Source organism: Phascolarctobacterium succinatutens, from assembly GCF_023497905.1.
Classification (GTDB): domain Bacteria; phylum Bacillota; class Negativicutes; order Acidaminococcales; family Acidaminococcaceae; genus Phascolarctobacterium_A; species Phascolarctobacterium_A succinatutens.
Window position 1 is genome coordinate 324,098 of sequence record NZ_CP097284.1, and the last position, 23,978, is coordinate 348,075.

General features: G+C 48.1%; 19 protein-coding genes, 1 tRNA gene and 1 riboswitch. Of the genes, 16 read left to right on the plus strand and 4 right to left on the minus strand.

Features of this window, described 5'->3' with window-relative positions:
• The first annotated feature begins 82 nt into the window (after positions 1–82).
• The gene (thiD, locus tag M5E81_RS01600; RefSeq protein ID WP_249747716.1) at positions 83–895 is read left to right on the plus strand and encodes a bifunctional hydroxymethylpyrimidine kinase/phosphomethylpyrimidine kinase; all 813 of its coding nucleotides are present in this window, start codon (positions 83–85) and stop codon (positions 893–895) included.
• A gap of 70 nt (positions 896–965) precedes the next feature.
• Here the strand turns inward: thiD and M5E81_RS01605 are convergent, their stop codons facing one another.
• A complete protein-coding gene (locus M5E81_RS01605) occupies positions 966–2,354 on the minus strand; it encodes an NAD(P)-dependent oxidoreductase (protein WP_040564753.1) in 1,389 nt (462 codons plus the stop codon).
• A 14-nt stretch (positions 2,355–2,368) separates the two neighbouring features.
• The gene (gene cysE / locus M5E81_RS01610) at positions 2,369–3,061 is read right to left on the minus strand and encodes a serine O-acetyltransferase (RefSeq protein WP_009144847.1); all 693 of its coding nucleotides are present in this window, start codon (positions 3,059–3,061) and stop codon (positions 2,369–2,371) included.
• 370 nt (positions 3,062–3,431) lie between these two features.
• On the opposite strand from cysE, the gene M5E81_RS01615 reads away from it, so the two are divergent.
• The 12 genes from M5E81_RS01615 to M5E81_RS01670 all read left to right on the plus strand — a co-directional run bounded on the left by M5E81_RS01615 (position 3,432) and on the right by M5E81_RS01670 (position 14,586).
• Positions 3,432–4,742, plus strand: coding sequence for an amidohydrolase (locus tag M5E81_RS01615; protein WP_249747717.1), 1,311 nt, complete (start codon positions 3,432–3,434; stop codon positions 4,740–4,742).
• Positions 4,743–4,771: 29 nt separating this feature from the next.
• A complete protein-coding gene (locus tag M5E81_RS01620; protein ID WP_249747718.1) occupies positions 4,772–5,578 on the plus strand; it encodes a DUF3100 domain-containing protein in 807 nt (268 codons plus the stop codon).
• Positions 5,578–6,024, plus strand: a complete 447-nt coding sequence (locus tag M5E81_RS01625; protein ID WP_249747719.1) for a DUF340 domain-containing protein — start codon at positions 5,578–5,580, stop codon at positions 6,022–6,024. The genes M5E81_RS01620 and M5E81_RS01625 overlap by 1 nt, the downstream gene beginning before the upstream one ends.
• A gap of 136 nt (positions 6,025–6,160) precedes the next feature.
• On the plus strand, positions 6,161–6,607 hold the full coding sequence (locus M5E81_RS01630; protein WP_249747720.1) for a hypothetical protein: 447 nt from the start codon (positions 6,161–6,163) through the stop codon (positions 6,605–6,607).
• A gap of 3 nt (positions 6,608–6,610) precedes the next feature.
• A complete protein-coding gene (locus tag M5E81_RS01635) occupies positions 6,611–6,898 on the plus strand; it encodes a hypothetical protein (RefSeq protein WP_009144841.1) in 288 nt (95 codons plus the stop codon).
• A gap of 103 nt (positions 6,899–7,001) precedes the next feature.
• A tRNA-Gly gene (locus M5E81_RS01640) sits at positions 7,002–7,076 on the plus strand.
• Between the two features lie 177 nt (positions 7,077–7,253).
• Positions 7,254–8,537 (plus strand): trigger factor, encoded by a 1,284-nt coding sequence (gene tig / locus M5E81_RS01645; protein ID WP_009144840.1) that lies wholly within the window; start codon positions 7,254–7,256, stop codon positions 8,535–8,537.
• Between the two features lie 36 nt (positions 8,538–8,573).
• Positions 8,574–9,167 (plus strand): ATP-dependent Clp endopeptidase proteolytic subunit ClpP, encoded by a 594-nt coding sequence (gene clpP, locus M5E81_RS01650; RefSeq protein WP_009144839.1) that lies wholly within the window; start codon positions 8,574–8,576, stop codon positions 9,165–9,167.
• 25 nt (positions 9,168–9,192) lie between these two features.
• A complete protein-coding gene (gene clpX / locus M5E81_RS01655; RefSeq protein ID WP_009144838.1) occupies positions 9,193–10,443 on the plus strand; it encodes an ATP-dependent Clp protease ATP-binding subunit ClpX in 1,251 nt (416 codons plus the stop codon).
• Positions 10,444–10,566: 123 nt separating this feature from the next.
• The gene (lon, locus tag M5E81_RS01660; RefSeq protein WP_249747721.1) at positions 10,567–12,900 is read left to right on the plus strand and encodes an endopeptidase La; all 2,334 of its coding nucleotides are present in this window, start codon (positions 10,567–10,569) and stop codon (positions 12,898–12,900) included.
• Positions 12,893–13,543, plus strand: coding sequence for a ribosome biogenesis GTP-binding protein YihA/YsxC (gene yihA, locus M5E81_RS01665; protein WP_009144836.1), 651 nt, complete (start codon positions 12,893–12,895; stop codon positions 13,541–13,543). Before lon ends, yihA begins: the two co-directional genes overlap by 8 nt.
• A 5-nt stretch (positions 13,544–13,548) precedes the next feature.
• The gene (locus M5E81_RS01670; RefSeq protein WP_009144835.1) at positions 13,549–14,586 is read left to right on the plus strand and encodes an AbrB family transcriptional regulator; all 1,038 of its coding nucleotides are present in this window, start codon (positions 13,549–13,551) and stop codon (positions 14,584–14,586) included.
• 564 nt (positions 14,587–15,150) lie between these two features.
• Here the strand turns inward: M5E81_RS01670 and M5E81_RS01675 are convergent.
• Both M5E81_RS01675 and M5E81_RS01680 read right to left on the minus strand, forming a co-directional pair.
• Positions 15,151–16,536 carry an IS4 family transposase gene (locus M5E81_RS01675; protein ID WP_249747153.1) on the minus strand — a complete coding sequence of 462 codons (1,386 nt, stop codon included), beginning with the start codon at positions 16,534–16,536 and terminating at the stop codon, positions 15,151–15,153.
• Between the two features lie 116 nt (positions 16,537–16,652).
• The gene (locus M5E81_RS01680; protein ID WP_249747014.1) at positions 16,653–18,038 is read right to left on the minus strand and encodes an IS4 family transposase; all 1,386 of its coding nucleotides are present in this window, start codon (positions 18,036–18,038) and stop codon (positions 16,653–16,655) included.
• A 278-nt stretch (positions 18,039–18,316) separates the two neighbouring features.
• Positions 18,317–18,491, plus strand: a riboswitch (cobalamin riboswitch).
• Between the two features lie 398 nt (positions 18,492–18,889).
• On the opposite strand from M5E81_RS01680, the gene M5E81_RS01685 reads away from it, so the two are divergent.
• From M5E81_RS01685 to scpA, 3 genes are all read left to right on the plus strand, one after another.
• Positions 18,890–19,312 carry a conserved domain protein gene (locus tag M5E81_RS01685; protein ID WP_009144834.1) on the plus strand — a complete coding sequence of 141 codons (423 nt, stop codon included), beginning with the start codon at positions 18,890–18,892 and terminating at the stop codon, positions 19,310–19,312.
• Between the two features lie 238 nt (positions 19,313–19,550).
• Positions 19,551–21,776: an acyl-CoA mutase large subunit family protein gene (locus tag M5E81_RS01690; protein ID WP_009144833.1), complete on the plus strand. Its 2,226-nt coding sequence runs from the start codon at positions 19,551–19,553 to the stop codon at positions 21,774–21,776.
• The gene (gene scpA / locus M5E81_RS01695; RefSeq protein ID WP_009144832.1) at positions 21,776–23,971 is read left to right on the plus strand and encodes a methylmalonyl-CoA mutase; all 2,196 of its coding nucleotides are present in this window, start codon (positions 21,776–21,778) and stop codon (positions 23,969–23,971) included. The genes M5E81_RS01690 and scpA overlap by 1 nt, the downstream gene beginning before the upstream one ends.
• Positions 23,972–23,978 lie beyond the last annotated feature (7 nt).

The window sequence follows — 23,978 nt, forward strand, 5'->3', positions numbered from 1 at the left end:
TAAATATCCATAAATTGAGCTTATTCAGATGCCAGTCGATAGGTTATAATGATTACATTATTAAAGTGAAGGAGTGTGTCTTATGACCTTGATGAATAAAGCATTGACAATTGCCGGTAGCGATACAAGCGGCGGCGCCGGTATGGAAGCGGATATTAAAACTATGGAGGAGCTGGGCGTTTATGGTATGCCTGCCTTGACCTGCATTGTTACTATGCATCCTACTACTTGGGAGCACAGCGTATTTCCGTTGCCGTTGGATTTGGTAGAAAAACAGCTTGTGACAGCGATTGAAGGCGTTGGCATCAATGCGATGAAAACCGGTATGCTGGGCAGTGCCGAGCTGGTAGAGCTGGTTGCAGCTACGATTGATAAGTACAATTTGCAGAACGTTGTTATTGATCCGGTTATGGTCTGCAAGGGCTGTGACCTGATTCTGGTGCCGGATGCGGCAGAATCTATCAAAAAGCTGCTGATGCTGCGCTGCGATATTATTACCCCGAATACCGTGGAGGCTGCTTATCTTGCAGATATGCCTGAGGTTACTACCGTAGAGCAGATTAAGGAAGCAGCAGAGAAAATTGTTGTTGCCGGAGCGAAGAGCGTTGTTATCAAGGGCGGCGAGCGTCTGAGCGACAATTCCGCTATTGATATTTTTTACGATGGCAAGGAATTCACAGAAATGGCTGTGCCGAAAATTTATCCTTCCTACAACCATGGCGCAGGCTGCACCTTCTCGGCAGCAATTACCGCAGGTCTGGCAAACGGCCTTAGCATGAAGGAAGCTGTGCTGCAGGCAAAGAAATTTGTCACTGCTGCGCTCAAGCATGGCTTTGCTATCAATAACATTGTCGGCTGCACCAATCATACCGCGTATAGAAAATATAGCGAATAAAAGAAATAAAACCGTCATTTCCTCAGACTATTGGGGAAATGACGGTTTTTTTTGTATGCAAAAATGCTTATTACAGAGTAGTGGAATCCATAGTGCAGTCTTCCAGCAGCTTTTTGGCATCAACATATTGCGCAATGCCTGCAGCTACCTTCTTCGATTCCTTCATTGCCAAAACGACGGTAGCAGGACCATGTACCACATCACCGCTGCTGAAAACGCCGGCGCGGGTAGTCATGCCGTAGGGACGGTCACGGGTTATAACAAAGCCCTGTTTATCAACCTGAATACCCTTAGTGGAAGAAACAATACGTGCTGCAGGTTTCTGGCCTACTGCGAGGATAACGCAGTCGCAGGGGATAAGCTCCTGACCGCCTTCTGCGATAAACTCACCGGTTTCGGTTTTGGTGATGTTTTGCAGCAATAAGCCGGCTAATTCGGTTTCGTCCGCTGCCGTAGCCTGTCGGCGGATATTCTTTAAGGCGCGCATCTGCTTCTTGTTGAAGTAGGCGATAGGTTGCTTCAGGAAGCGGAACTGTACACCTTCGGCAACAGCGGCTTCATATTCAGATGGAAAAGCAGAAATTTCAGCCTCCGTTTTGTGGTAGACGATGGTGACGTTTTTGGCACCGCGGCGGATAGAGGTGCGGGCCGCATCCATAGCCACGTTGCCTGCGCCGACAACGATAACGTTGTCACCGGTGTGCAGCAGTGTTTCGCTGGCATCCAGCTTGCCTCCGTCAGCTAATACAACCATACGCAGGAAGTAGGTTGCGGTCAAAATACCGGACAGCTCTTTGCCGGGGATATCCAACGTGCGCGGCAGAGAGGTACCTGTGCCCATGAAAATTGCATCATAGCCTTGGGCAAAAAGGTCATCTACGGTAAAATCTACGCCGGCAAGCTGCTTGGTGCGGATTTCCACACCGATATGTTGCAGCTCGCTGATTTCACGGCGGACAACATCCTTTTGCAGACGGAATTCCGGAATGCCGAAAAGCAGTACGCCGCCGGGCTCGCTTTGTGCTTCGAAAATAGTAACATCGAAATCCATTTTGGCCAAATCGCCTGCTACAGTAAGACCTGCCGGGCCGGAGCCGATTACGGCAACCTTACCGCGCAGCTTGCTTGAAGGTTGCGTGGACTTTAAATCATTGTTGTGGGCAAAGTCGGCAATGAACATTTCCAGACTGCCGATTTCGATACCGCATTTCTTTTTTGTCAGCACACAATGTGCTTCGCACTGACGCTCATGCGGGCAGACGCGTCCGCAGATAGCGGGCAGATTGCTGCGTTCGGAAATAATTTCGTAAGCCATACCGATATTACCTTCGCTTAAGGCACGGATAAAGCCGGGAATATTGTTTTCAATCGGACAGCCGGTGCGGCACGTAGGGCGCGCACAATTCAGGCAGCGGCGTGCTTCCTGAATGGCTTCTGCTGTGGTCATTGTTCTGCTCATTTTTCTACCTCTTTTTAGTCAGAATGCTTACCTTGAGTGTCATAAATAAGATTTTCCAGTTCCTTGAGGCGGCCGTTAATTTCTTCCATGTGCTTGGCGAGCAGCTCTTCATAATCTGCTACCGGATCAGGCAGTTTATCATGGTTCAGGTCAATCATGCTTTCGGCATCATTGTTGGAGGCAATACGTACACCGTTGCGTGTTACAACACGTCCGGGTACACCAACAACGACGGAATTGGGCGGAACCTCTTTAAGAACTACGCTGCCGCTGCCAATTTTGGAATTGTCGCCTACCTTGAAGGAACCGAGTACCTTCGCACCGCTGGAAACAACAACATTGTTGCCGATGGTGGGATGGCGCTTACCTTTTTCCTTGCCGGTACCGCCAAGGGTAACTCCCTGATAGAGCGTAACATTGCTGCCAAGCTCAGCGGTTTCGCCGATAACAAGTCCCATGCCATGGTCAATGAAAAGACCGGGGCCCAGTGTAGCACCGGGATGGATGTCAATACCGGTAAGAAAACGGGAAAATGTATTAAGTAGGCGTGGGAATACTACCCAGCCTTTCAGATAAAAGTGATGCGCTATACGATGGAGCCAGATGGCATGTAGCCCGGGATAACACAGTGCGGCCTCCAGTCTTGTTTTTGCGGCCGGGTCGCGCAGCATAATGGCATCAATATCTTTTTTCATCTGAGCAAACATGTCAAGACTCCTTTCCTTATATTATATCAACATGTGCTGTAGTTGTCAGCAGTCAACTGTTTTAAGTCGGATTCTTTCTGCCGACAAATACCATTTTTATATTTTAGCACAGATGTCGGTAAAAGGTAAACAGAAAAACTGTAAAACTTAGCAAAAAAGTAGGGAGTAAACATTTTAGAGCATATATTTAGTGGACAAAATTCTGAAAAATAGCTAATATTGCATCAAATTGCACATTATAAGGTAATAATTTTTTTAGCGGATATTCTTATTTGACTTTACCTATAAGTATGATATAATTGAGTCAAATACTTAAATTTTTTTATTAATGTACGTGTCAAATAGACAGGTACGTTGGAGGCGCACTGAAATGACAAAAGAAATTTTAAAAGAAAAGGCATGTGCGGCAATTGACGCATATGCGGACAAGATAAAGGCAATTTGTGCCAGCATCAACGATGAACCGGAATTAGGCTTCAAGGAAGTCAAAACCGCTGCCAAGGTTGCGGAATTTATGCGTGACCTGGGCTTGGAGCCGCAGACCGGCTTGGCAATCAATGGTGTTAAGGGACGTGCGAAAGGCGGCAAGCCCGGACCGACAGCAGCCGTTTTAGGCGAGCTTGATGCAGTAGGCTGTCCTACAAGTCCGAAGGCGGACCCGGCAACAGGCGCTGCGCATGCCTGTGGCCATAATCTGCAGATCTCCACCATGCTGGCAGCTGCCTGCGGTATTGTAAAATCCGGTGTTTTACCGGAGCTGGCCGGTGATGTGGTGTTCTTCGGTGTTCCTGCTGAGGAATATATCGAAATTGCGTACCGCAAAAAATTAGTGGAGTCTGGCAAGCTGCATTTTATGAGCGGCAAGGGCGAGCTGATTTATGAAGGCGCTTTTGATGATATTGATATGGCTATGCAGATGCATGCTGATAAAAATATGCCGAAGCCTACGGTTTCTATCGGCGAAAGCAGCAACGGCTTTGTAGGTAAAACTGTTCGCTATATCGGCAAAACAGCCCATGCAGCCGACGCTCCGCATGAAGGTGTCAACGCGCTGAATGCTGCTTGTCTGGGACTTATGGGTATCAACGCTTTGCGTGAAACCTTCCGCGAGCAGGACGTAGTGCGTGTGCACCCGATTATTACTAAGGGCGGTGACTTTGTAAATTCTGTGCCTGATGATGTACGCCTGGAGCTGTATGTGCGTGCAAAAACCATGGATGCTATTGATTCCACACATACGCGCGTTGACGCAGCACTTAAGGCTGGCGGCGATGCTGTCGGCGCACAGACCGTTATCGAAACACTGCCGGGCATGTTCCCGCTGAGCTGCAACAAGCGCATGAATGAACTGTTTGCAGCAAATGCGAAAATTGCTTATCCGGATGTAGAGATAAAGGATGCCGGTCATTTCAGCGCATCTACCGATATGGGTGACGTATCACACCTGATGCCTGTTATCCATCCGTTTATCGGTGGTACGGACGGCCTGCTGCATACACCTGACTTCCATATGGTAGATTTTAATGCTGCTGTGCTGTTGCCGGCTAAAGCCTTTGCCATGATGCTGATAGATTTGCTGTATGATGATGCGAAAGAGGCTAAGGCTATCCTGGCTGACTTCAAGCCGATTCTGACCAAGGAAGAGTATATTGCGAAATTGGAGAGCTATTTTAATAAGTAAAATAGAAATAATTTGTGGGAGGGAATGTAATGAAGAACATTAAATTACATGCCATAATTCTGGCGCTGATCATTGTTTCCGAGCTGATTGGCACTCATACCCTGAAGTTCGGTATCGGTCGTATCGTATTGTTGCCGATGCTGTACGCTCTGCTTTTGGGTATTTTGACAACACCTAAATTTTTGAACCTGTCCGGCAGAAAGGAAATGCTGGATGCCAGCAGTCTGGTCGGCGTAACGCTGATGCTTTTGATGGCACGCTACGGTACGCTGGTAGGTCCTACCCTGCCGAAGATTCTGGCAGCTTCTCCGGCGCTGATTCTGCAGGAGTTCGGTAACCTCGGTACTGTGCTTTTAGGCGTACCTGTTGCTGTTTACCTGGGCCTGAAGCGTGAAACCATCGGTGCTGCGCATTCTATCGCACGTGAGCCGAACGTTGCGCTTATCGGCGAAAAGTTTGGTCTGGACAGCAGTGAAGGCCGCGGCGTTATGGGCGTTTATATTGCCGGTACTGTTTTCGGTACTATTTTCTTCGGCCTGATGGCCAGCGTTGCTGCTTCCGTACTGCCGATTCACCCGTATGCATTGGCTATGGCCTCCGGCGTAGGCTCTGCCAGCATGATGACGGCTGCAGTGGGCTCTTTGGTTGCTATGTATCCTGATATGGCTGATCAGCTGGCAGCCTTCGGCGCAGCAAGTAATATGCTTTCCGGTCTTGACGGTTTGTATATGTCCGTATGGCTGGGCTTGCCGATGACCGAATGGCTCTATAAGAGATTCTATAAGATAAAATATGGCGTACTGCCAGAAGCTGATAAGAAAGGAGAGGAAGCATAATGAAAATTAAAGATACAATTATCATTTTGGCTATTGTAACCTTCATGAGCTTGTTCTCCAACGTATTGGGAACCAAGGCTGATATTATCCAGTCTATTCCCGGCCTGCTGATTTTGGCGGTTATTGCTTTTGTCGGCATGCTGTTGTCAAAATATATTCCCGGAGGTATTCCGGCTGCGGCATGGGTTGTAACACTGGGCTGTATTCTGACTGTCCCCGGCGTTCCCGGCAGTGATATTATCAACGGCTATGTAAAAAATGTCGGCTTTGTGGCCTTATGTACCCCGATTCTGGCTTATGCCGGTGTATCCATAGGCAAGGACCTTGATGCCTTTGCCAAGACCGGCTGGCGCATTGTTATTCTGGCAATCGTTGTCTTTGTAGGCACCTATATTGCCAGCGCGATTATCGCTCAGTGCATTTTGAAGGCTTTGGGACAAATTTAAAAGAATTGCTTTTGAACCGGCATCAGCTTGATGCCGGTTTTTTAAAAGTTTGAGACTTATTGTATACATGCTTTTTTGTTGAAATAATCTGCAAGTTAGAGTAAAATATGACTATAAACCATGAGGAGGTATCAGTATGTCTGAAATCTTAGCGGAAGCAACTTTTCCGAGCGTAATCCATAATAATGAAGTTTGCGAAGAAATCGTTAAATGGGGCAATAAAAATGGTTTCCCTGTACAAAAAGCAAAATTATATAATAAAATGGATGGTTATGTAGGCTTTTCTCCTGATAATTATTTCATTAAAGCAACCCGTCTGCCGCCTGTTCCCGGTGGCTGGAAGGTTGTTGTAGAAAAATATGAGGCTGAAAGCCGCATTATTCCTTTGAATGTTAAGCCCGGTACCAATGAAGTTAACCGTTTCATTCTGAAAATGATGGATGAATATGTTAAGGAAGGCCTGAAAATGGAGCTGAGTGACGAGGTTTATGAATCCTACGGCACTTATCTGCGCGATTTGAAGGTTACCGGTCACACTGTATTGATTAACACCTTTGAAGACTTTATCGAAAACATGCGTTAAGCTATGGCCGGTGTTTTAGAAAAACAGCTGGCGCGGGCGCTGGATATGCGCCTTGCGGTTTTCGCATCCAAGGCAGCAAGCGGCAGCCTGCTGCAGGATGAAATGTCTTTGCGCGCCGCTGCCTATATGGCCAGCGAAATCATTATGCCTTGCTGCTGCATTATGTGCAACAAGGCTAAGCTGGAAGCATTGCTGTCACAGACGAAGCTTTGTGCGGAAAACCAGGAATTAACGCAGCGTCTGGCGGCGCTTGTCTATGATGATTTGGCGCGTTGTAATGGGTTAGGATAGGGCTGAGAAAAAAACTTGAAAAAAATCTCAACTTTTTTCAAAAAAGGTGTTGACAAAAGTCGCCTGATGTCTTATACTTATATTCGTTGCTGATGCACACGACGCGGAAATAGCTCAGTGGTAGAGCACCTCCTTGCCAAGGAGGGGGTCGCGAGTTCGAATCTCGTTTTCCGCTCCACTTAAAAATTTGCCCGACAGATTGCTTCTGTCGGGTTTTTTGGTATTGTCAAGAAGCGAGCATTGTGATATGATATTATGAGCGATTTGTGTCAGCACATTTTCGCTAAGGAAAGCTGACAGTTTAATCCGATTATATTATTTTTTACCCACATAAATTTAAGGGAGGATTTTATTAATGAACGTTACTGTTGAAAGAGTAGAAAATGAGGCAACTTTAAAAATTACCGCTCCGGCTGCTGAGGTAAACGCAGGCTATAAAAAGGCTGTACAAAAAATTGCTGACCAGGCAAATATCCCTGGCTTCCGTAAAGGCAAAGCTCCGCGTGCTATCATTGAAATGCACTATGGCAAAGAAGCTGTAAAACAAGAAGCTTTTGAAATCGTTGCTAACAAAGCATACAGCGAAGCTCTGAATCAGGAAAAACTGATCCCTGTATCCGATCCTAAAGTTGAAGAATCTACCTTCGAAGAAGGCAAAGATATGGAACTGACCATTAAAGTAACCCTGAAACCGGAACCGGAACTGGGCGAATACAAAGGTCTGCATGTAGAGAAAAAAGAAGTTGAAGTAACCGACGAGCAGGTTGACGCTCAAATTAAAGACATGATGGGCCGCGACGCTAAAATGGTAGTTGCTGAAGAAGGCGCTGTAATTGAAAAAGGTGACTTCGCTATCATCGACTTTGCAGGTACTGTTGACGGCGAACCGTTCAGCGGCGGTGAAGGCAAAGGCTATCCTCTGGAAGTTGGTTCCAACTCCTTCATCCCCGGCTTCGAAGATCAGCTGGTTGGCCTGTCTAAAGGCGATTCTACTGACGTAGAAGTAACCTTCCCGGAAGATTACTTTGTTAAAGACCTGGCTGGCAAAGAAGCTATCTTCAAAGTAAACATCCAAGACGTAAAACGCAAAGAGCTGCCGGAACTGAACGACGAATATGTTGCTTCCAAGACCGAATTCAAAACTGTAGAAGATCTGCGTGCTAACTACAAAGAGCGTATGCAAAAAGCTGCTGAAGCTAACGCTAAAGCTGAATACGAGCATGAACTGATTGACCTGGCTGTAGCTAACGCTAAATTCAGCGTTCCGGAAATCATGATCGAAGACAAAATCAGCCAAATGGTTGAAGAAATGAAAATGAGCCTGGAAAGCCGTAAAATGAGCCTGGATATGTACATGCAATACACCGGTCTGGACATGGCTAAAATCCGTGAAAACCAACGCCCGGTTGCTGAAGAAAACGTTAAGACCGATCTGGTTCTGGACGCTATCGCTAAAGCTGAAGACATTCAGGTTGACATGGCTGACGTTGATGCAGAAATCGCTGCTATTTCCGCACAACACGGCGCTTCTCCTGAAGAAGTTAAGAAAATCATCAAAGGCAACGGCACCATGGGCTTGCTGCTGGCTAACATTCTGCGCCGCAAAGCTGCACACGTTGTTATCGACAGCGCAAAATAATTTTAGGTTATACTTACAGTAAAGGAGTGTGACAAAATGAATTATGTGCCTATCGTTGTTGAACAATCTAGTCGTGGAGAACGTTCCTATGATATTTATTCACGTCTTTTGAAGGATAGGATTGTTTTCGTTACCGGTCCGATTGATGACAATATGGCAAATGTTGTCATTGCTCAGTTATTGTTTCTGGAGTCCGAGGATCCGGACAAAGACATCCATCTGTATATTAACAGCCCCGGCGGCAGCGTAAGCGCCGGTATGGCTATTTATGATACGATGCAGTATATTAAGCCTGACGTTTCTACTATCTGCATGGGCATGGCTGCCAGCATGGCATCCGTGCTCCTGGCAGCAGGCGCGCCGGGCAAACGTTTTGCATTGCCGTATTCCCGTGTTATGATTCATCAGCCCTTGGGCGGTGCACAGGGCCAGGCAACGGAGATTGAAATCCATGCCCGTGAAATTCTGCGTATCCGTGAAGAAATGAACCAGGTTCTGGCAAAGCATACCGGTCAGACAGTGGAAAAAATTGCTGCCGATACCGAGCGCGATCATTATCTGACAAGTAAAGAAGCTAAGGAATATGGCCTGATTGATGAGGTTGTTTCCCGTAGTAAATCTGCAGAGTAAGATATACTATAAGGAGATTTAAAATATGAATTTTGATGAAGGACATGATGGAAAACCATGCTGTTCCTTTTGCGGCAAGCGTGAAGGTCAGGTAAAAAGATTGATTTCCGGTCGTGGAGTATTTATCTGCGATGAGTGTGTCGACTTCTGCAAATCCATGCTTGACGAGGAAAAAGAAAGCGATGCTGCCGAGCAGTTGGCGAATGCAGCTGATCTGCCGAAGCCTCAGGAAATCAAGGCAATCTTAGATGAGTATGTTATTGGTCAGGATGAGGCAAAAAAAACCTTGTCCGTAGCAGTATATAATCATTACAAGAGAATCAACTACGAAATCCAGAATCCGGAGTCCAAGCGCGACCTGGAGCTGCAGAAATCCAATATTCTGATGCTCGGTCCTACCGGTAGCGGCAAAACACTGCTCGCCCAGACTCTGGCAAAGATTCTGCAGGTTCCCTTTGCTATTGCTGATGCTACTACCTTAACGGAAGCAGGCTATGTAGGCGAGGATGTTGAAAACATTCTGCTCAAGCTTATCAGCAATGCCGATTATGACATTGAAGCTGCTCAACGCGGCATTATCTATATCGACGAGATTGATAAAATTGCCCGTAAATCCGAAAACGTTTCCATTACCCGTGATGTTTCCGGTGAAGGTGTTCAGCAGGCTCTGCTGAAAATCCTTGAAGGTACTGTTGCCAGCGTTCCGCCTAAGGGAGGACGTAAGCATCCGCATCAGGAGTTTATCAATATTGATACAACCAATATCCTGTTTATCTGCGGTGGTGCCTTTGCTGGACTGGAGCATATCATCAATGCCCGCGTAGGTAAGAAAAACCTGGGCTTTGGTGCTGATATCCGCCGTAAGGAAGAGGTTGATAACGAGGCTGTATTTGCCAAGGTATTGCCTGAGGATATCATGAAGTTCGGTATTATTCCGGAATTTGCAGGACGTATGCCGGTAGTAGTAACACTCAATCCGTTGGATGAGGCTGCCCTGGTACAAATACTGACTGAGCCGCGTAATGCTTTGGTTAAGCAATACCAGCGTTTCCTGGAAATGGATGGCGTGGAGCTGGAGTTTGAACCGGGTGCTCTTACTGCTATTGCTGAGGAAGCATTGAAACGTAATGCCGGAGCGCGTGGCCTGAGATCTATTATTGAATCCACCATGCGTAACGTAATGTATGATGTTCCTTCCCGTGATGATGTAACAAAGTGCATTGTTACTGAAGCTACTATACGCCAGCATTGCGAGCCGCAAATGCTTACAAAATAACAAAATATCTAAGGGGGAAGGATTATTATACCTTCTCCCTTATTTTATCGCTATGGCAAGTATGCCTGTGTGCGTACTGCCGATAAATTTCTCTCTTGTTTTGGGAGCTTAAGGAGGGATTATATGGCTAATTTGATAATTACAAAGCCCCTTCTTGCTTTGAGGGGCGTCTTGATTTTTCCGGGCATGATTGCCAATCTGGATGTCGGCCGAGAAAAATCTATAGCTGCTATTGACGCAGCCGAAGGTACGGACAAGCAAATTATTCTGGTTGGGCAAAAACAGCCTGAGCAGGAAAATGTTGCTGCCGATGATTTATATGAATGGGGGGTTCTGGCTAATATCAAGCAAAGGCTGCAGCTGCCTAATGGTGCTGTGCGCTTGCTGGTAGAAGGCCTGGAGCGCGTACATGTGCTGAATGCGGTAGAGGTTCATGAGAATGAGCAGGATTTCTTTGTCGGTGAGGTAGAAGTAGTGCCTGCTGACGATGCGGTCGATGCCGAAGCAGAAGGCCTGCGCCGTCTGCTGCTGGATGCCTTTGAGCAATGGGTACTGCTTACGAAAAAGGTTAATCCCGATACGGTGCAGTCGCTTAAATCTCGTACTGATTTAAGCAAGGTGCCTGATATTATTGTCGGCTATCTGCCGCTGTCTTTGACCGAAAAGGAAGAGCTGCTGGAAATGGCGCCGCTGAAGCTGCGTCTGCGTAAATTATACGAGATTCTGGTGCGTGAGCAGGAAATTGCCGATGTAGCCAAAAATATTTCCGAGCAGGTACACCAGCAGGTGGAGCAGAATCAGAAGGAATATTATCTGCGTGAACAGATTAAGGCTATTAGCAAGGAGCTTGGCGAAAACGAAGACGTGCAGGCAGAAATCGCTGACTACAAGGAGCAGATGTCCAAGCTGGAAATGCCGCAAAACGTTGCGGAAAAAATCAATAAGGAGCTGGGACGTCTGGCGAAAATGCCGTCGATGACGCCGGAGGGAGCGGTAATCCGCACCTATATTGATTCTTTGCTGGCATTGCCTTGGGGCAAATTTACCAAGGATAATTTTGACCTGGATAAGGCTCAGGCTGTTCTTGATAATGACCACTACGGCCTGAAGAAGGTTAAGGAGCGCATTCTGGAGTATCTGGCAGTACGTGCATTGTCCAAAAGCACACGCGGACCTATTCTGTGTCTGGTAGGACCTCCGGGCGTAGGCAAGACCAGTTTGGCAAGCAGTATTGCCAAGGCTATTAAGCGTAAATTTACCCGCGTTTCTTTGGGCGGTGTGCGTGATGAAGCGGAAATCCGCGGTCATCGCCGTACCTATATCGGTTCTATGCCGGGACGCATTATTCACGGTATGCAGGCTTGCGGCTGCATGAACCCGGTATTCCTGTTGGACGAGATTGATAAAATGGCTTCTGATTTTCGCGGTGATCCGGCTTCAGCGCTGTTGGAGGTGCTTGATCCGGAGCAGAACAACAGCTTCAGTGACCACTTTATTGAATTCCCGTTTGATTTGTCGCATGTATTCTGGATTGTAACAGCTAATGCCGTAGATACTATTCCGCCGGCTCTGCTGGACCGTCTGGAGATTATCCAGCTGAGCAGCTATACTGATGAAGAAAAGGTTAAGATTGCTCAATTGCATCTTTTGCCGAAGGAGCTTAAGCTGAACGGCTTGGAAAAATATAAGGTAAGCGTCAGCGAAAAGGCTATCCGCCGTGTAATTCACGACTATACCAGGGAAGCAGGCGTGCGTAACCTGGAGCGTAAGCTGGCAGGCATTTGCCGTAAGGTTGCGTTCAAAATCGTCAAGGGCAAGAGTAAGGGCGCTCAGGTAACAGAAAAGAATCTGGAAAAATATCTGGGACCGGTTATTTACCTTGATGATGATATCAGCCTGAAATCAAGTGTCGGCGTTGCCAATGGCCTGGCATGGACCAGTGTCGGCGGCGAGCTGCTGAAGGTAGAGGTGCTGGCGTTTAAGGGCAAGGGCAACCTCACGCTTACAGGTCAGCTGGGCGATGTAATGAAGGAGTCGGCTCAGGCCGGTTATACCTATATCCGCAGCCGTGCGGAAGCGCTGGGGATTGCAGCCAACTTTGGTGAAACGATGGATATCCATATCCACCTGCCGGAGGGCGCTGTGCCCAAAGACGGACCGTCTGCCGGCGTAACAATGGTTACTGCCATGGTATCGGCGCTGACAGGTAAAAAGGTTAAAGGCAAGCTGGCGATGACCGGCGAAATTTCCCTGTCCGGCAAGGTATGGCCTGTCGGCGGTATTAAGGAAAAAATGCTGGCGGCTTATCGCTATGGCGTAAAGACAGTACTGCTGCCGAAGCGCAATATGCAGGATCTGGACGAGCTGCCGGAAAATATTCGTAAGGAAATGCAGTTTATACCTGTTGAGCATCTTGATGATGTTTTGAAGCTGGCATTGGAGGATAAAAATGAGTAAAGATAATTGGGATATTATCCGTGCTAAATATGTGGCCTCTGCAGTACGTGCAGACCAATATCCGCAGCCTGCTCTTATTGAGGCTGCCTTTATCGGCCGCAGTAATGTCGGTAAATCGTCGCTTATCAATTCACTCTGCCGCCGCAACGGCCTGGCACGCGTAAGCTCTACTCCGGGAAAAACGCAGACCATCAACTTTTATGAGCTGGAGGCTAAGCGCGTAGTTGAGGGTGAGGATGAAAGGGCATCCTTTTATCTGGTAGATTTACCCGGCTACGGCTTTGCTAAAACAAACCATAATAATAAGGACCAATGGTCCGGGTTTATCAGCAAATATTTATCCGGCAGTGAAAACCTCGGTGTTGTCTGCCAGCTGATTGATATCCGCCATAAGCCTATGGACAGCGATATGGAATGCTTTAACTGGCTGCGCAGCTGCGGCCTGAAGGTACAGGTTGTACTGACAAAATCCGACAAGCTTTCTAAAAATGCGGCCATGTCCCAAAAGGCACTCTTCAAGCGTGAAATGGGCCTGAAGGAGCATGAGATTATCACTTATTCCTCCTCACAGCATACAATGCGCGGCGAGCTGATTGAGCGCATCATGAATGCTTTATCCGCTAACGGTGTAGAGCAGGAGTAAAAGCTATGTTTTTAAACCGCTTATTGCTTTTTATCATGGCGCTTTGCCTGGGAAGCCTGCTGGTACGCATGCATCTGCCGATACCGTTTTTGCTGGGCGGCCTGCTGACTGCTTTGCTTTGTAAAACTCTGACACATCGCAGCGACGTAAGCTGGCCTAAGCAATGGCGTGAATATGCATTGATGGTTGCAGGCTACGGTATCGGTTCTACCTTTACAGCCGACACTTGGAATAACTTTCTGGCTGAGCTGGTTGGTGTAGCGGAAGCAACGATAGTTATTTTGGCTGCCAGTATTGCCTTGGCCTTTGTTACGGCAAAGCTGGCGCGGGAAAACCTCAAAAGCTGCATTATGGGTATGCTTCCCGGCGGCATGACGCTGACGATGTTGCTTTGCGAGGACGACAAGGAGGTCAATCCTAATGTTGTCATGGTAATGCAGATTCTGCGTCTGCTGGGTGTAGTTATTACTGTGCCGTTTCTTGTAATCTGGCTGCTGAACGCGCAGGTGACGGGCAGCAGCGTAGCATTGCCCAATCATGGCGGAGTGCATTGGCTTGTTGTAGTGCCATTGTCTATATTGGGCAGCTTTATAGCAACAAAAATACATATGCCGACGCCGAAACTGTTAGGACCGATTTTGGCGACGGCTGCATTTTCCGTCTTTGACGGCGGTGTGCAGCCTGTGCCTTTTTGGCTCATGGCGGCGGCGCAGGCCAGCATCGGTCTGTTCATGGGTATGCAGCTTGATGCGGACCGCATCGTAAAAACAGAAAAAATGGTGCCCTATATTCTTATCGGTACGGCGATACTCATTGTTGTGAGTATCGGTATGGCTAATGTGCTTTCCGCACGCTACAGTTTTTCGCTGGTAACGGCGTTTCTGGCGATGGCGCCGGGAGGTATAGCCGAAATGTCTTTAGCCGGTATGAGTATGGGTGAGAATGTTTCGATTATCCTGACCTATCAGCTGGTGCGTGTGCTGGTGATAAATATCTTTATCCCGCCGCTGCTGGCATGGTGGTTTAAGGCTAAGCAGGCATAATTTTAGAGGATTGCAGAAAAATTTTTCATGATTTAAGAAAAATTTTTCTTGCAGTCCTCTTTGCTTTTGTATGTAAAATCCTTGTAAAATAGCATGATGCAAGGCTTTGAAGCATTATAAACATCTATCGGGACATAAAAAGTCCATAGTGGACAAAAACGTCATAAGGTGTTATACTTAATGCATGTTAAGGCAAGACCTTAAAATAAAGCAGAAGGGATGATATAAAAATGACTTTTGAAAAATTTGTTGAAACTCTGTGCAACTTTAAATGGTATATGATTCACTGATCTCGGGAGGTGAGAATAATGCTGGAAAAATTTGTCAAAGCTTTATATGAAATGAATTTCTACTATATCCATTAACAGGTGGTATAAAAATGAAGATTGCTAAATCGTAAGAACGCTTGCAGCTGAGCTGTAGGCGTTTTTTATTGCCTTAAAGCCAGTTGCGGCTGATATAATAGATTTTTTATTGTATTATATGTAAATTACTCAAACTTCGCACACGGAAAACATCCCGTATGCCTTGATAAATCAGCTTGAACTGAATGTCGAAAGCCATTCACGCACACTTCTGTGCACGCAGACGACTCATCCAAAGAGCGGGCAGATCGTTCAGGAATCGTTCCAAGAGCGATTCGACCAGCAAGACTTCTGACGGATATTCTGCCCGAAGCTGCTCCGCAAACTCCTGCAACACGAGGCGAAGCGCTTCCATGTACTTCAAGTCCGGAAGCTCATCAAGCCCCAGATAGAAGAGCTCGCCGAGGCTTCGCCCATCCGTGTTCTCACGTTCCTCGACAGCCAGGAGCATATATCGTGTGCAGACGACGGCGACATGCGCCGTCATCGCATCGTAGGAGACGGAACGACAATCCTTGCCGAGCCGCAGGTAGGACTTGCACGCTTTGAAGAACACCTCGATGCCCCAGCGCTTCCCGTAGAGCTGGATGACTTCTTCCTCCGAAAGCGAGAGGTCTGTCGTGACGAGGACGAGATAATCCTTCCGCTTGTTGCGGTTCCGCACGAAGACCAATCGCACAGGCACGAGGGATTCTCCCTGTTTCGTCGCGACAGCATCGACGGACAGGAGGTAACGCGAGCGTCCGCGGCGTTTCTTGTGTTCCTTGTAGATGGCCTTGACGTTCGAGATCTTCCCTTCGCAGAGGTAGCGCACCTTCTTGCTCTTCTTTGCCATAGCGGTGACGTCATAGCCGAGGTCATGGATGGCTTTCAGCGACGACGGCGAGCAGAACCATGTGTCGAAGAGGACGTACTGCGCGGGGATTCCTGTCGCCTTGACCTCCTGCAACAAATTGAGGACGACGGCTGGCGCTTCCATCTGCGCGAGCTTGCGCTGCTTTCCGCCGTTGCTCCTGGCATCGACGGACGCGTCGGCCTCGTTGAGACGATTCTTTCCCTTCGATGTCGAAAGGAGGCAGAACGTGAGCGGCAGGAAGGTGTTCCCATCCGTCCAGCCAAGGACGAGCAGGCGGAAGCCCTTCGTATAACGGTGGCTCACATGGTCGTAGACGTTCGCCAAGAGTTCCACGCGCTTGGAGCGCGAGCGGCTGAAGAGCGAATCGTCGACGATGATAGCGCAACGACGTCCGGCGTCTGTCAACGGTTTGATGGTTTCGTTGATGATCCGCGCCGCAAGGAGCAGCGTGAACCTGCGCCAGTTCGTGTGACAGGAGTTCAAGAAGCGGTAGGCCGTGTCCTTGCCAAACGGCAGGGATTCCTCGTGAAGCCGGCGTTGCATGTAAAGCGAGCGGTTCTCGAAGATGATGCTGACGAGCACAAGGAACACCAGAATAGCGGAAAAGCCCTTGAGTTTGCATGCGTTGGCAGACCGCAAAATCTGGCCGATGCGATATTGGTGGAAGAACAGCGAAGTTTTCTTCGAAATGGATTCCATCTGATGGGTGGTTTGTGGTATAATTTGCATAGCATGAACCTCCGCTTTAGTATGTTTTGTTTCACATCTTAATTACTCAAACTTCGCACACGGAAAACATCCCGTATGCCTTGATAAATCAGCTTGAACTGAATGTCGAAAGCCATTCACGCACACTTCTGTGCACGCAGACGACTCATCCAAAGAGCGGGCAGATCGTTCAGGAATCGTTCCAAGAGCGATTCGACCAGCAAGACTTCTGACGGATATTCTGCCCGAAGCTGCTCCGCAAACTCCTGCAACACGAGGCGAAGCGCTTCCATGTACTTCAAGTCCGGAAGCTCATCAAGCCCCAGATAGAAGAGCTCGCCGAGGCTTCGCCCATCCGTGTTCTCACGTTCCTCGACAGCCAGGAGCATATATCGTGTGCAGACGACGGCGACATGCGCCGTCATCGCATCGTAGGAGACGGAACGACAATCCTTGCCGAGCCGCAGGTAGGACTTGCACGCTTTGAAGAACACCTCGATGCCCCAGCGCTTCCCGTAGAGCTGGATGACTTCTTCCTCCGAAAGCGAGAGGTCTGTCGTGACGAGGACGAGATAATCCTTCCGCTTGTTGCGGTTCCGCACGAAGACCAATCGCACAGGCACGAGGGATTCTCCCTGTTTCGTCGCGACAGCATCGACGGACAGGAGGTAACGCGAGCGTCCGCGGCGTTTCTTGTGTTCCTTGTAGATGGCCTTGACGTTCGAGATCTTCCCTTCGCAGGGGTAGCGCACCTTCTTGCTCTTCTTTGCCATAGCGGTGACGTCATAGCCGAGGTCATGGATGGCTTTCAGCGACGACGGCGAGCAGAACCATGTGTCGAAGAGGACGTACTGCGCGGGGATTCCTGTCGCCTTGACCTCCTGCAACAAATTGAGGACGACGGCTGGCGCTTCCATCTGCGCGAGCTTGCGCTGCTTTCCGCCGTTGCTTCTTGCATCGACGGATGCGCTGGCCTCATTGAGCCGGTTCTTTTCCTTCGAGGTTGAAAGAAGGCAGAACGTGAGTGGCAGGAACGTGTTCCCGTCCGTCCAGCCGAGGACGAGCAAGCGGAAGCCCTTCGTATAGCGGCGGCTCACATGGTCGTAGACGTTCGCCAAGAGTTCCACGCGCTTGGAACGCGAGCGGCTGAAGAGCGAATCGTCGACGACGATGGCACAACGCCGGCCGGCATCCGTCAGCGGCTTGATGGTTTCGTTGATGATCCGCGCCGCAAGAAGCAGCGTGAACTTGCGCCAGTTCGTGTGGCAGGAGTTCAAGAAGCGGTAAGCCGTGTCCTTGCCGAACGGCAGCGAATCCTCGTGAAGTCGGCGCTGCATATAGAGCGAGCGGTTCTCGAAGATGATGCTTACGAGCACGAGGAAAACGAGAATGGAGGAAAATCCTTTGAGCTTGCAAGCGTTGGCCGCGCGCAGAATCTGGCCGACATGATAACGACGGAAGAACGCCGAAGTTTTCTTCGAGATGGATTCCATCTGCTGGGTGGTTTGTGATATACTTTTCATAGCATGAGCCTCCGGTGCTTGGTATGTTTTTGAGCCAACATAATTATACCAAACTGGCAAGACTCATGCTATTTTTCTGTTTACAAAGCCTGGACTTTCAAGGGGTGCAGGGGATTTTTACCTGCGAAGTTTGAGTAAATTAAACACAAAGAACAGTTAATCAGAAATGGATGCAGCTACACATAAGACTGATATATACATAGAATGAAAACACAAAAATAAAAATCAATGAAAAAGGTTGACAAGATAAATAGTAACTGCTATAATTAAGTCAACAAGTTGATATTGATATTACAGGTGCGAATGCTCAATAGAGAAGCCGGTGAAAGTCCGGCACGGTCCCGCCGCTGTGACGTGGAGCGTGTTTTGTTTATACCACTGGAGGGGTCCTCTGGGAAGGTGAAACACGTGAAGAAGCGAAGCCAGAAGAACTGCCTGTAAGATGCATCGTCGTTTGACCTGCGAGAGACGGGGAGAGATGTCGTAGAGCTGTAGTATAGGCTTGTGCGCCTAGTAGCTTTTGATATTTCACCGTTTTTCAAAAGTCCTGCCCATATTGGGTAAAGGATTCTTTTTGAGAAACGGTTTTCTGTTTCTTATGCCATTGAAGGTCATGTGATGGCTGTGACCTTTTGGAGAGTGGCCGGGCCATCGATGTTATCTGTCATACTTGTCCGCGATACTGGACATATCGTGTTTTTCAAATCCCATTCTCAAATTTTTCTTTTAGCTGAGAACATTTCCTTTCTCCTCTCAAGTACGACAGCGTAGGGGTGCGCTGTCGTGCTGACAATCCAGCCATCACAAATGTGGTGGCTTTATTTTTTGCTGTTTAAAGGGAGGTTATTGATATGAAAGAATTATATTTGGCAGGCAAAATTGCTGAACTGCTAGCAGCCTTTGAAGGTATGAAAGGCGTTGAAGAAGTTGTTGCCGGACGTGCTAAAGCCAGCGGTGAGCTGGAAGTAAAGTGCGTACGTGTGCAATATAACCCCAAAAAGACAGATATCTGCGAGCTTTTGAAAAAATACTTTAATGAAGGTGTAAATCCCTATATCATCGCAGAAGATCCTTTGGAACAGGCTGCTGTTATTTACAAGGCTGCCGAAGATGTTCCGCAGATTGAATACTATGCCCGTTTTATGCAGAACCGCGGCGCAGAGCCGGGTGCTGCTTTAGGCAACATGATTCTTAATGATACTATGCCTGAAGAAAACGAGCTGCGCAGAGTCCAGATTAATTACGGACGTCTGCAGGAGTTCCTGGCAGATTAAACTGCCTGTTATTTTGTTATATACGGCCTGGACAACCGTGACCGTGTATATAAATGCTGTTTGCTTCTTAAAATCTATCCAAGCAAGGATGCGGCACATGTCCCCTGATGACCGGGTGAGAGCGGTCGGATAGCAGCTGCATCAGCAGACGAGATTGGCTGGAGGTGATATGCGTTTCAGCTTGGTGCTGTGAGCTTTTTCACAGTAATGATTAAATTATTAAAGGAGGATTATTTGAATGGCTGATGAACAACAAAAAACTGCAGCAGTCGTTGATGGCGAAAGACCGTTGACAGACAAAGAACTGGAAGCCATGTTGCGTAAGTCAGAGAAAGTAACCGAATTCCCGGAGGTAACTTTTGATGAATTTACCGAACCCACCTGGGATGAATGGGTGGAGGCATGTAATGCACTGTTGAAGGGCAAACCCTTTGACAAGATCATGTATACCAAAAACTACGAGGGCATTACCTTTGACCCGATTTATACTCGTAAAGGCACTGATGCAATTCTGCCGACCAACGATTATCCCGGTATGGGCGATTTCCTGCGTGGCGCAACTGTTAACGGTTATGTACACGAGCCTTGGGGCATTGCACAAGCTTGCGATGAAACCCTGCCGGCTGAAAACAACGAGCTGCTGAAGGAAGAAATTTCCAAGGGCTCCACTGTTTACAATATCAAACTGGATACTGCAACCAAAAACGGCGTAGACGTTAAAGATGCAGAAAAACCCGGCGATATTGGCGTGAACGTTACTACCGTTGAAGATATGAGCGTTCTGCTGGATGGTCTGAAACTTGACAAATATCCTATTATGATGTACACCGGTGCCGGCGCTAAAAACCTGCTGGCTCTGACTGTTGCTGCTCTGAAGGGTGCAGGTCATGATGTAAAAACCCTGCGCGGCGTTATCGGCGGCGACCCGATCGGCGAGCTGGTAAAAACCGGTAAAACCGAAACCTCTCTGGATGCTTTGTATGATGAAATGGCTGAAACCATTAAATTTGCTAAAGCTAATACTCCGGAGCTGCGCACTGTTTTCATCAACAGTGATGCTTACACCGATGGCGGTGCTGAAGCAGTACAAGAGGTTGCTTACACCTTTGCTACTGCAGTTGAATATGTACGTCAAATGCAAAAACGCGGTGTTGAACTGCACGATATTGCTAACTCCCTGTACTTCTGCTTCAACCAAGGTGCTAACTTCTTCATGGAAATCGCAAAACTGCGTTCCCTGCGTATGATCTGGGCAGCTATTATGGAAGCATTCGGTGCTGAAGAAGCAGACCGTGCTATTAAAGTTCATGGCCGTTGCGCTCGCTTCACTAAAACCGTTGTTGACCCGTATGTTAACATGTTGCGTAACTGCACCCAAACCTTCTCCAGCGTTGTAGGCGGCGTTTGCACTTATGACAATCCGCCGTTTGACGAGCTGATCCGTAAAGGCGACGTATTCTCCCGTCGTATCGCTCGTAACCTGCATGTAATGCTGCAAGAAGAATTTGGTATGCTGAGCCCGATTGATGCTGCGGGCGGTTCCTGGGGCATTGAAACCCTGACCAAGCAGATTACCGAAAAAATCTGGGCTGAGTTCCAAAAGGTTGAGGAAATGGGCGGCATCATTAAAGCTCTGGAAGCCGGCTATCCGCAAGCACAAGTTGCTGACGTTCTGGCTAAGCGCTTCAAAGCTCTGGAAATGCGCAGCGATCGCGCTGTTGGCGTAAACATGTACCCGAACATGACCGAAGAACCGCTGGAGCGCCGCGAAGAGGACACTCCGAAACTGAAGAAAGAACGCGAAGCTGCTGTTGCTGCTTACGTTGCTGACATCGACACCAACTACCTGGCCGGCAAGCTGGCTGCTGTTGAAACTGTTGAAGGCGCAATCGAAGCATTCAGCAACGGTGCTACTATCGGCCAGGTTGCTGCTGCATCCTGCAAGGCTGAAGCTCCGGAAACCGTTGAAGCAATCGCTGCTCATCACTGGACCGAGCGCTATGAAGCACTGCGTTTCGAAACTGAAGACTATGTTAAGAAAACCGGCAAAAATGTTGAAGTATTCCTGTGCAACATGGGACCGATTCCTCAACATAAAGCTCGTGCCGACTTCTCCACCTCTTTCCTGCAGGTTGGTGAATTCAACGTTCATCTGAACGATGGTTTCCAAGACGGCGAAGATGGCGATCAATACGAAAAATGCCTCAAAGCTTTCAAAGAAGGCGACTACGATGTTGCAGTTATCTGCTCCACCGATGCTACCTATCCGGAAATCGTTCCGAAACTGGCTCCGATGATTAAAGCAGCTATGAAACCGTCCGCTACTCTGTTCCTGGCCGGCGCTGCTCCAAAAGACATGGAACAAGTTTACAAAGATGCTGGCGTTGACGATTTCATCAGCGTAAAAGCTAACTGCTTCCAAACTCTGAAGATGCTGCAAAAGAAGAAAGGGATGATTGAATAATGAGCATTAATCCGGATTTCACTAAAGTAGCCCTTCCTGATCATCCTTCTTGTTCTTATGACGAATGGAAGAAAAATCTGGAAGAAAAAATGGGCGAAAATTATGATGCCCTTTATGATACTACCTTGGAACGTATTCCTAAAGCTCCGCTGTACACCAAGGATATCTATGATAAATGTAACCATTTGGACTTCATGAGCGGTATTCCTCCGTTCCTGCGTGGTCCTTACTCCACAATGTATGTATTCCGTCCGTGGACTGTACGTCAATATGCAGGTTTCTCCACTGCGGAAGAATCCAACGCATTCTATCGTCGTAACCTGGCTGCAGGCCAAAAAGGTCTGTCCATCGCGTTCGACTTGCCGACTCACCGCGGCTATGACGCTGATAACCCGCGTGTAGTTGGTGACGTTGGTAAAGCAGGCGTATCTGTTTGCTCCATGCTCGATATGAACATCCTGTTCTCCGGTATTCCTCTGGATCAGATGTCCGTATCCATGACTATGAACGGCGCAGTACTGCCTGTACTGGCATTCTTCATCGTATCCGGTGAAGAACAAGGTGTTGATAAATCCATCATGGCCGGTACCATTCAGAACGATATTCTGAAAGAGTTCATGGTACGTAACACCTACATTTATCCGCCTGCTATGTCCATGCGTATCATCGGTGATATTTTCGAATATACCACCAAATATATGCCTAAATTCAACAGTATTTCCATTTCCGGTTACCATATTCAAGAGTGCGGCGCAACCTGCGACCTTGAATTAGGCTACACTCTGGCCGATGGTATGGAATATATCCGTACCGGTGAAGCTGCGGGCCTGCCTGTAGACGCATTCGCAAAACGTCTGTCCTTCTTCTGGGATATGGGCAAAAACTACTTCATGGAAGTTGCAAAAATGCGTGCTGCTCGTGTTCTGTGGGCTAAGATTCTTAAGAGCTTCGGCGCTAAGAACCCGAAATCCATGGCACTGCGTACTCACAGCCAGACTTCCGGCTGGTCTCTGACCGAACAGGATCCGTTCAACAACATCTCCCGTACTTGTATGGAAGCTATGTCTGCTGCTCTGGGCCATACCCAATCCCTGCATACAAACGCACTGGACGAAGCTATCGCACTGCCGACCGACTTCTCCGCTCGTCTTGCTCGTAACACCCAGCTGTACATCCAGGATGAAACCAAAGTCTGCAAGATTATCGATCCGTGGGGCGGTTCCTACTATGTTGAATACCTCACCAACGAAATCATTCGCCGTGCTTGGGCTCATATCCAGGAAGTTGAAGCACTCGGTGGTATGGCAAAAGCTATTGCAACCGGCCTGCCGAAAATGCGTATCGAAGAGTGCGCAGCTCGTCGCCAAGCTAACATCGATAGCGGTAAAGAAACCATCGTTGGCCTGAACAAATATCGTCTGGCTAAGGAAGATCCTCTGAACGTACTGTCCATCGATAACACCGCTGTACGTAACGCTCAGATTAAACGTCTGGAAAAACTGAGAGCAGAACGCGACAACGACGCTGTTGCACGCGATCTGGAAGCTATTACCCGCGCAGCAGAAACCCGTGACAACGGCAACCTGCTGGAAATGGCTGTACAAGCTGCTCGCGACCGTGCTTCCCTCGGTGAAATTTCTGACGCAGTTGAAAAAGTATCCGGTCGTTTCAATGCTGTAATCCACACTGTATCCGGTGTATACTCCAGTGAATTCAGCGGCAACGATGACATGGAAAAAGCTACCAAACTGGCTGATGAGTTTGAAAAACTTGAAGGCCGTCGTCCTCGTATCTTCTTGGCTAAAATGGGCCAAGACGGTCATGACCGCGGACAAAAAGTTCTGGCAACCTCCTTCGCTGATATGGGCTGGACCGTCGACGTTGGTCCTCTGTTCCAGACTCCGGAAGAATCTGCACAAGACGCTGTAGATAACGACGTTGATATGGTTGGCTTCTCTTCTCTGGCTGCAGGTCATAAAACCTTGCTGCCGGCAATCGTTGAAGAACTGAAGAAACGTGGCCGTGAAGATATCATGGTATGTATCGGCGGCGTAATTCCTGCACAGGATTACGACTACCTGTATGAACATGGTGCAGCAGGCATCTTTGGACCTGGTACCAACATTCCTAAGTGCTGCATCCAATTACTGCAAATGTTGGTTGACCGTGCAAAAGCTGAACACGCTGAAGACTGAGGTGATA

Bases quoted from the DNA above. Each gene is read 5' to 3' on its own strand.
- clpP (WP_009144839.1), top strand. From the start codon at position 8,574: ATGAATTATGTGCCTATCGTTGTTGAACAATCTAGTCGTGGAGAACGT.
- M5E81_RS01690 (WP_009144833.1), top strand. From the start codon at position 19,551: ATGGCTGATGAACAACAAAAAACTGCAGCAGTCGTTGATGGCGAAAGA.
- cysE (WP_009144847.1), bottom strand. From the start codon at position 3,061: ATGTTTGCTCAGATGAAAAAAGATATTGATGCCATTATGCTGCGCGAC.
- M5E81_RS01625 (WP_249747719.1), top strand. From the start codon at position 5,578: ATGAAAATTAAAGATACAATTATCATTTTGGCTATTGTAACCTTCATG.
- M5E81_RS01670 (WP_009144835.1), top strand. From the start codon at position 13,549: ATGTTTTTAAACCGCTTATTGCTTTTTATCATGGCGCTTTGCCTGGGA.
- M5E81_RS01605 (WP_040564753.1), bottom strand. From the start codon at position 2,354: ATGAGCAGAACAATGACCACAGCAGAAGCCATTCAGGAAGCACGCCGC.
- lon (WP_249747721.1), top strand. From the start codon at position 10,567: ATGGCTAATTTGATAATTACAAAGCCCCTTCTTGCTTTGAGGGGCGTC.
- M5E81_RS01615 (WP_249747717.1), top strand. From the start codon at position 3,432: ATGACAAAAGAAATTTTAAAAGAAAAGGCATGTGCGGCAATTGACGCA.
- M5E81_RS01620 (WP_249747718.1), top strand. From the start codon at position 4,772: ATGAAGAACATTAAATTACATGCCATAATTCTGGCGCTGATCATTGTT.
- M5E81_RS01685 (WP_009144834.1), top strand. From the start codon at position 18,890: ATGAAAGAATTATATTTGGCAGGCAAAATTGCTGAACTGCTAGCAGCC.
- clpX (WP_009144838.1), top strand. From the start codon at position 9,193: ATGAATTTTGATGAAGGACATGATGGAAAACCATGCTGTTCCTTTTGC.
- M5E81_RS01680 (WP_249747014.1), bottom strand. From the start codon at position 18,038: ATGAAAAGTATATCACAAACCACCCAGCAGATGGAATCCATCTCGAAG.
- yihA (WP_009144836.1), top strand. From the start codon at position 12,893: ATGAGTAAAGATAATTGGGATATTATCCGTGCTAAATATGTGGCCTCT.
- M5E81_RS01675 (WP_249747153.1), bottom strand. From the start codon at position 16,536: ATGCAAATTATACCACAAACCACCCATCAGATGGAATCCATTTCGAAG.
- tig (WP_009144840.1), top strand. From the start codon at position 7,254: ATGAACGTTACTGTTGAAAGAGTAGAAAATGAGGCAACTTTAAAAATT.
- scpA (WP_009144832.1), top strand. From the start codon at position 21,776: ATGAGCATTAATCCGGATTTCACTAAAGTAGCCCTTCCTGATCATCCT.
- thiD (WP_249747716.1), top strand. From the start codon at position 83: ATGACCTTGATGAATAAAGCATTGACAATTGCCGGTAGCGATACAAGC.
- M5E81_RS01635 (WP_009144841.1), top strand. From the start codon at position 6,611: ATGGCCGGTGTTTTAGAAAAACAGCTGGCGCGGGCGCTGGATATGCGC.
- M5E81_RS01630 (WP_249747720.1), top strand. From the start codon at position 6,161: ATGTCTGAAATCTTAGCGGAAGCAACTTTTCCGAGCGTAATCCATAAT.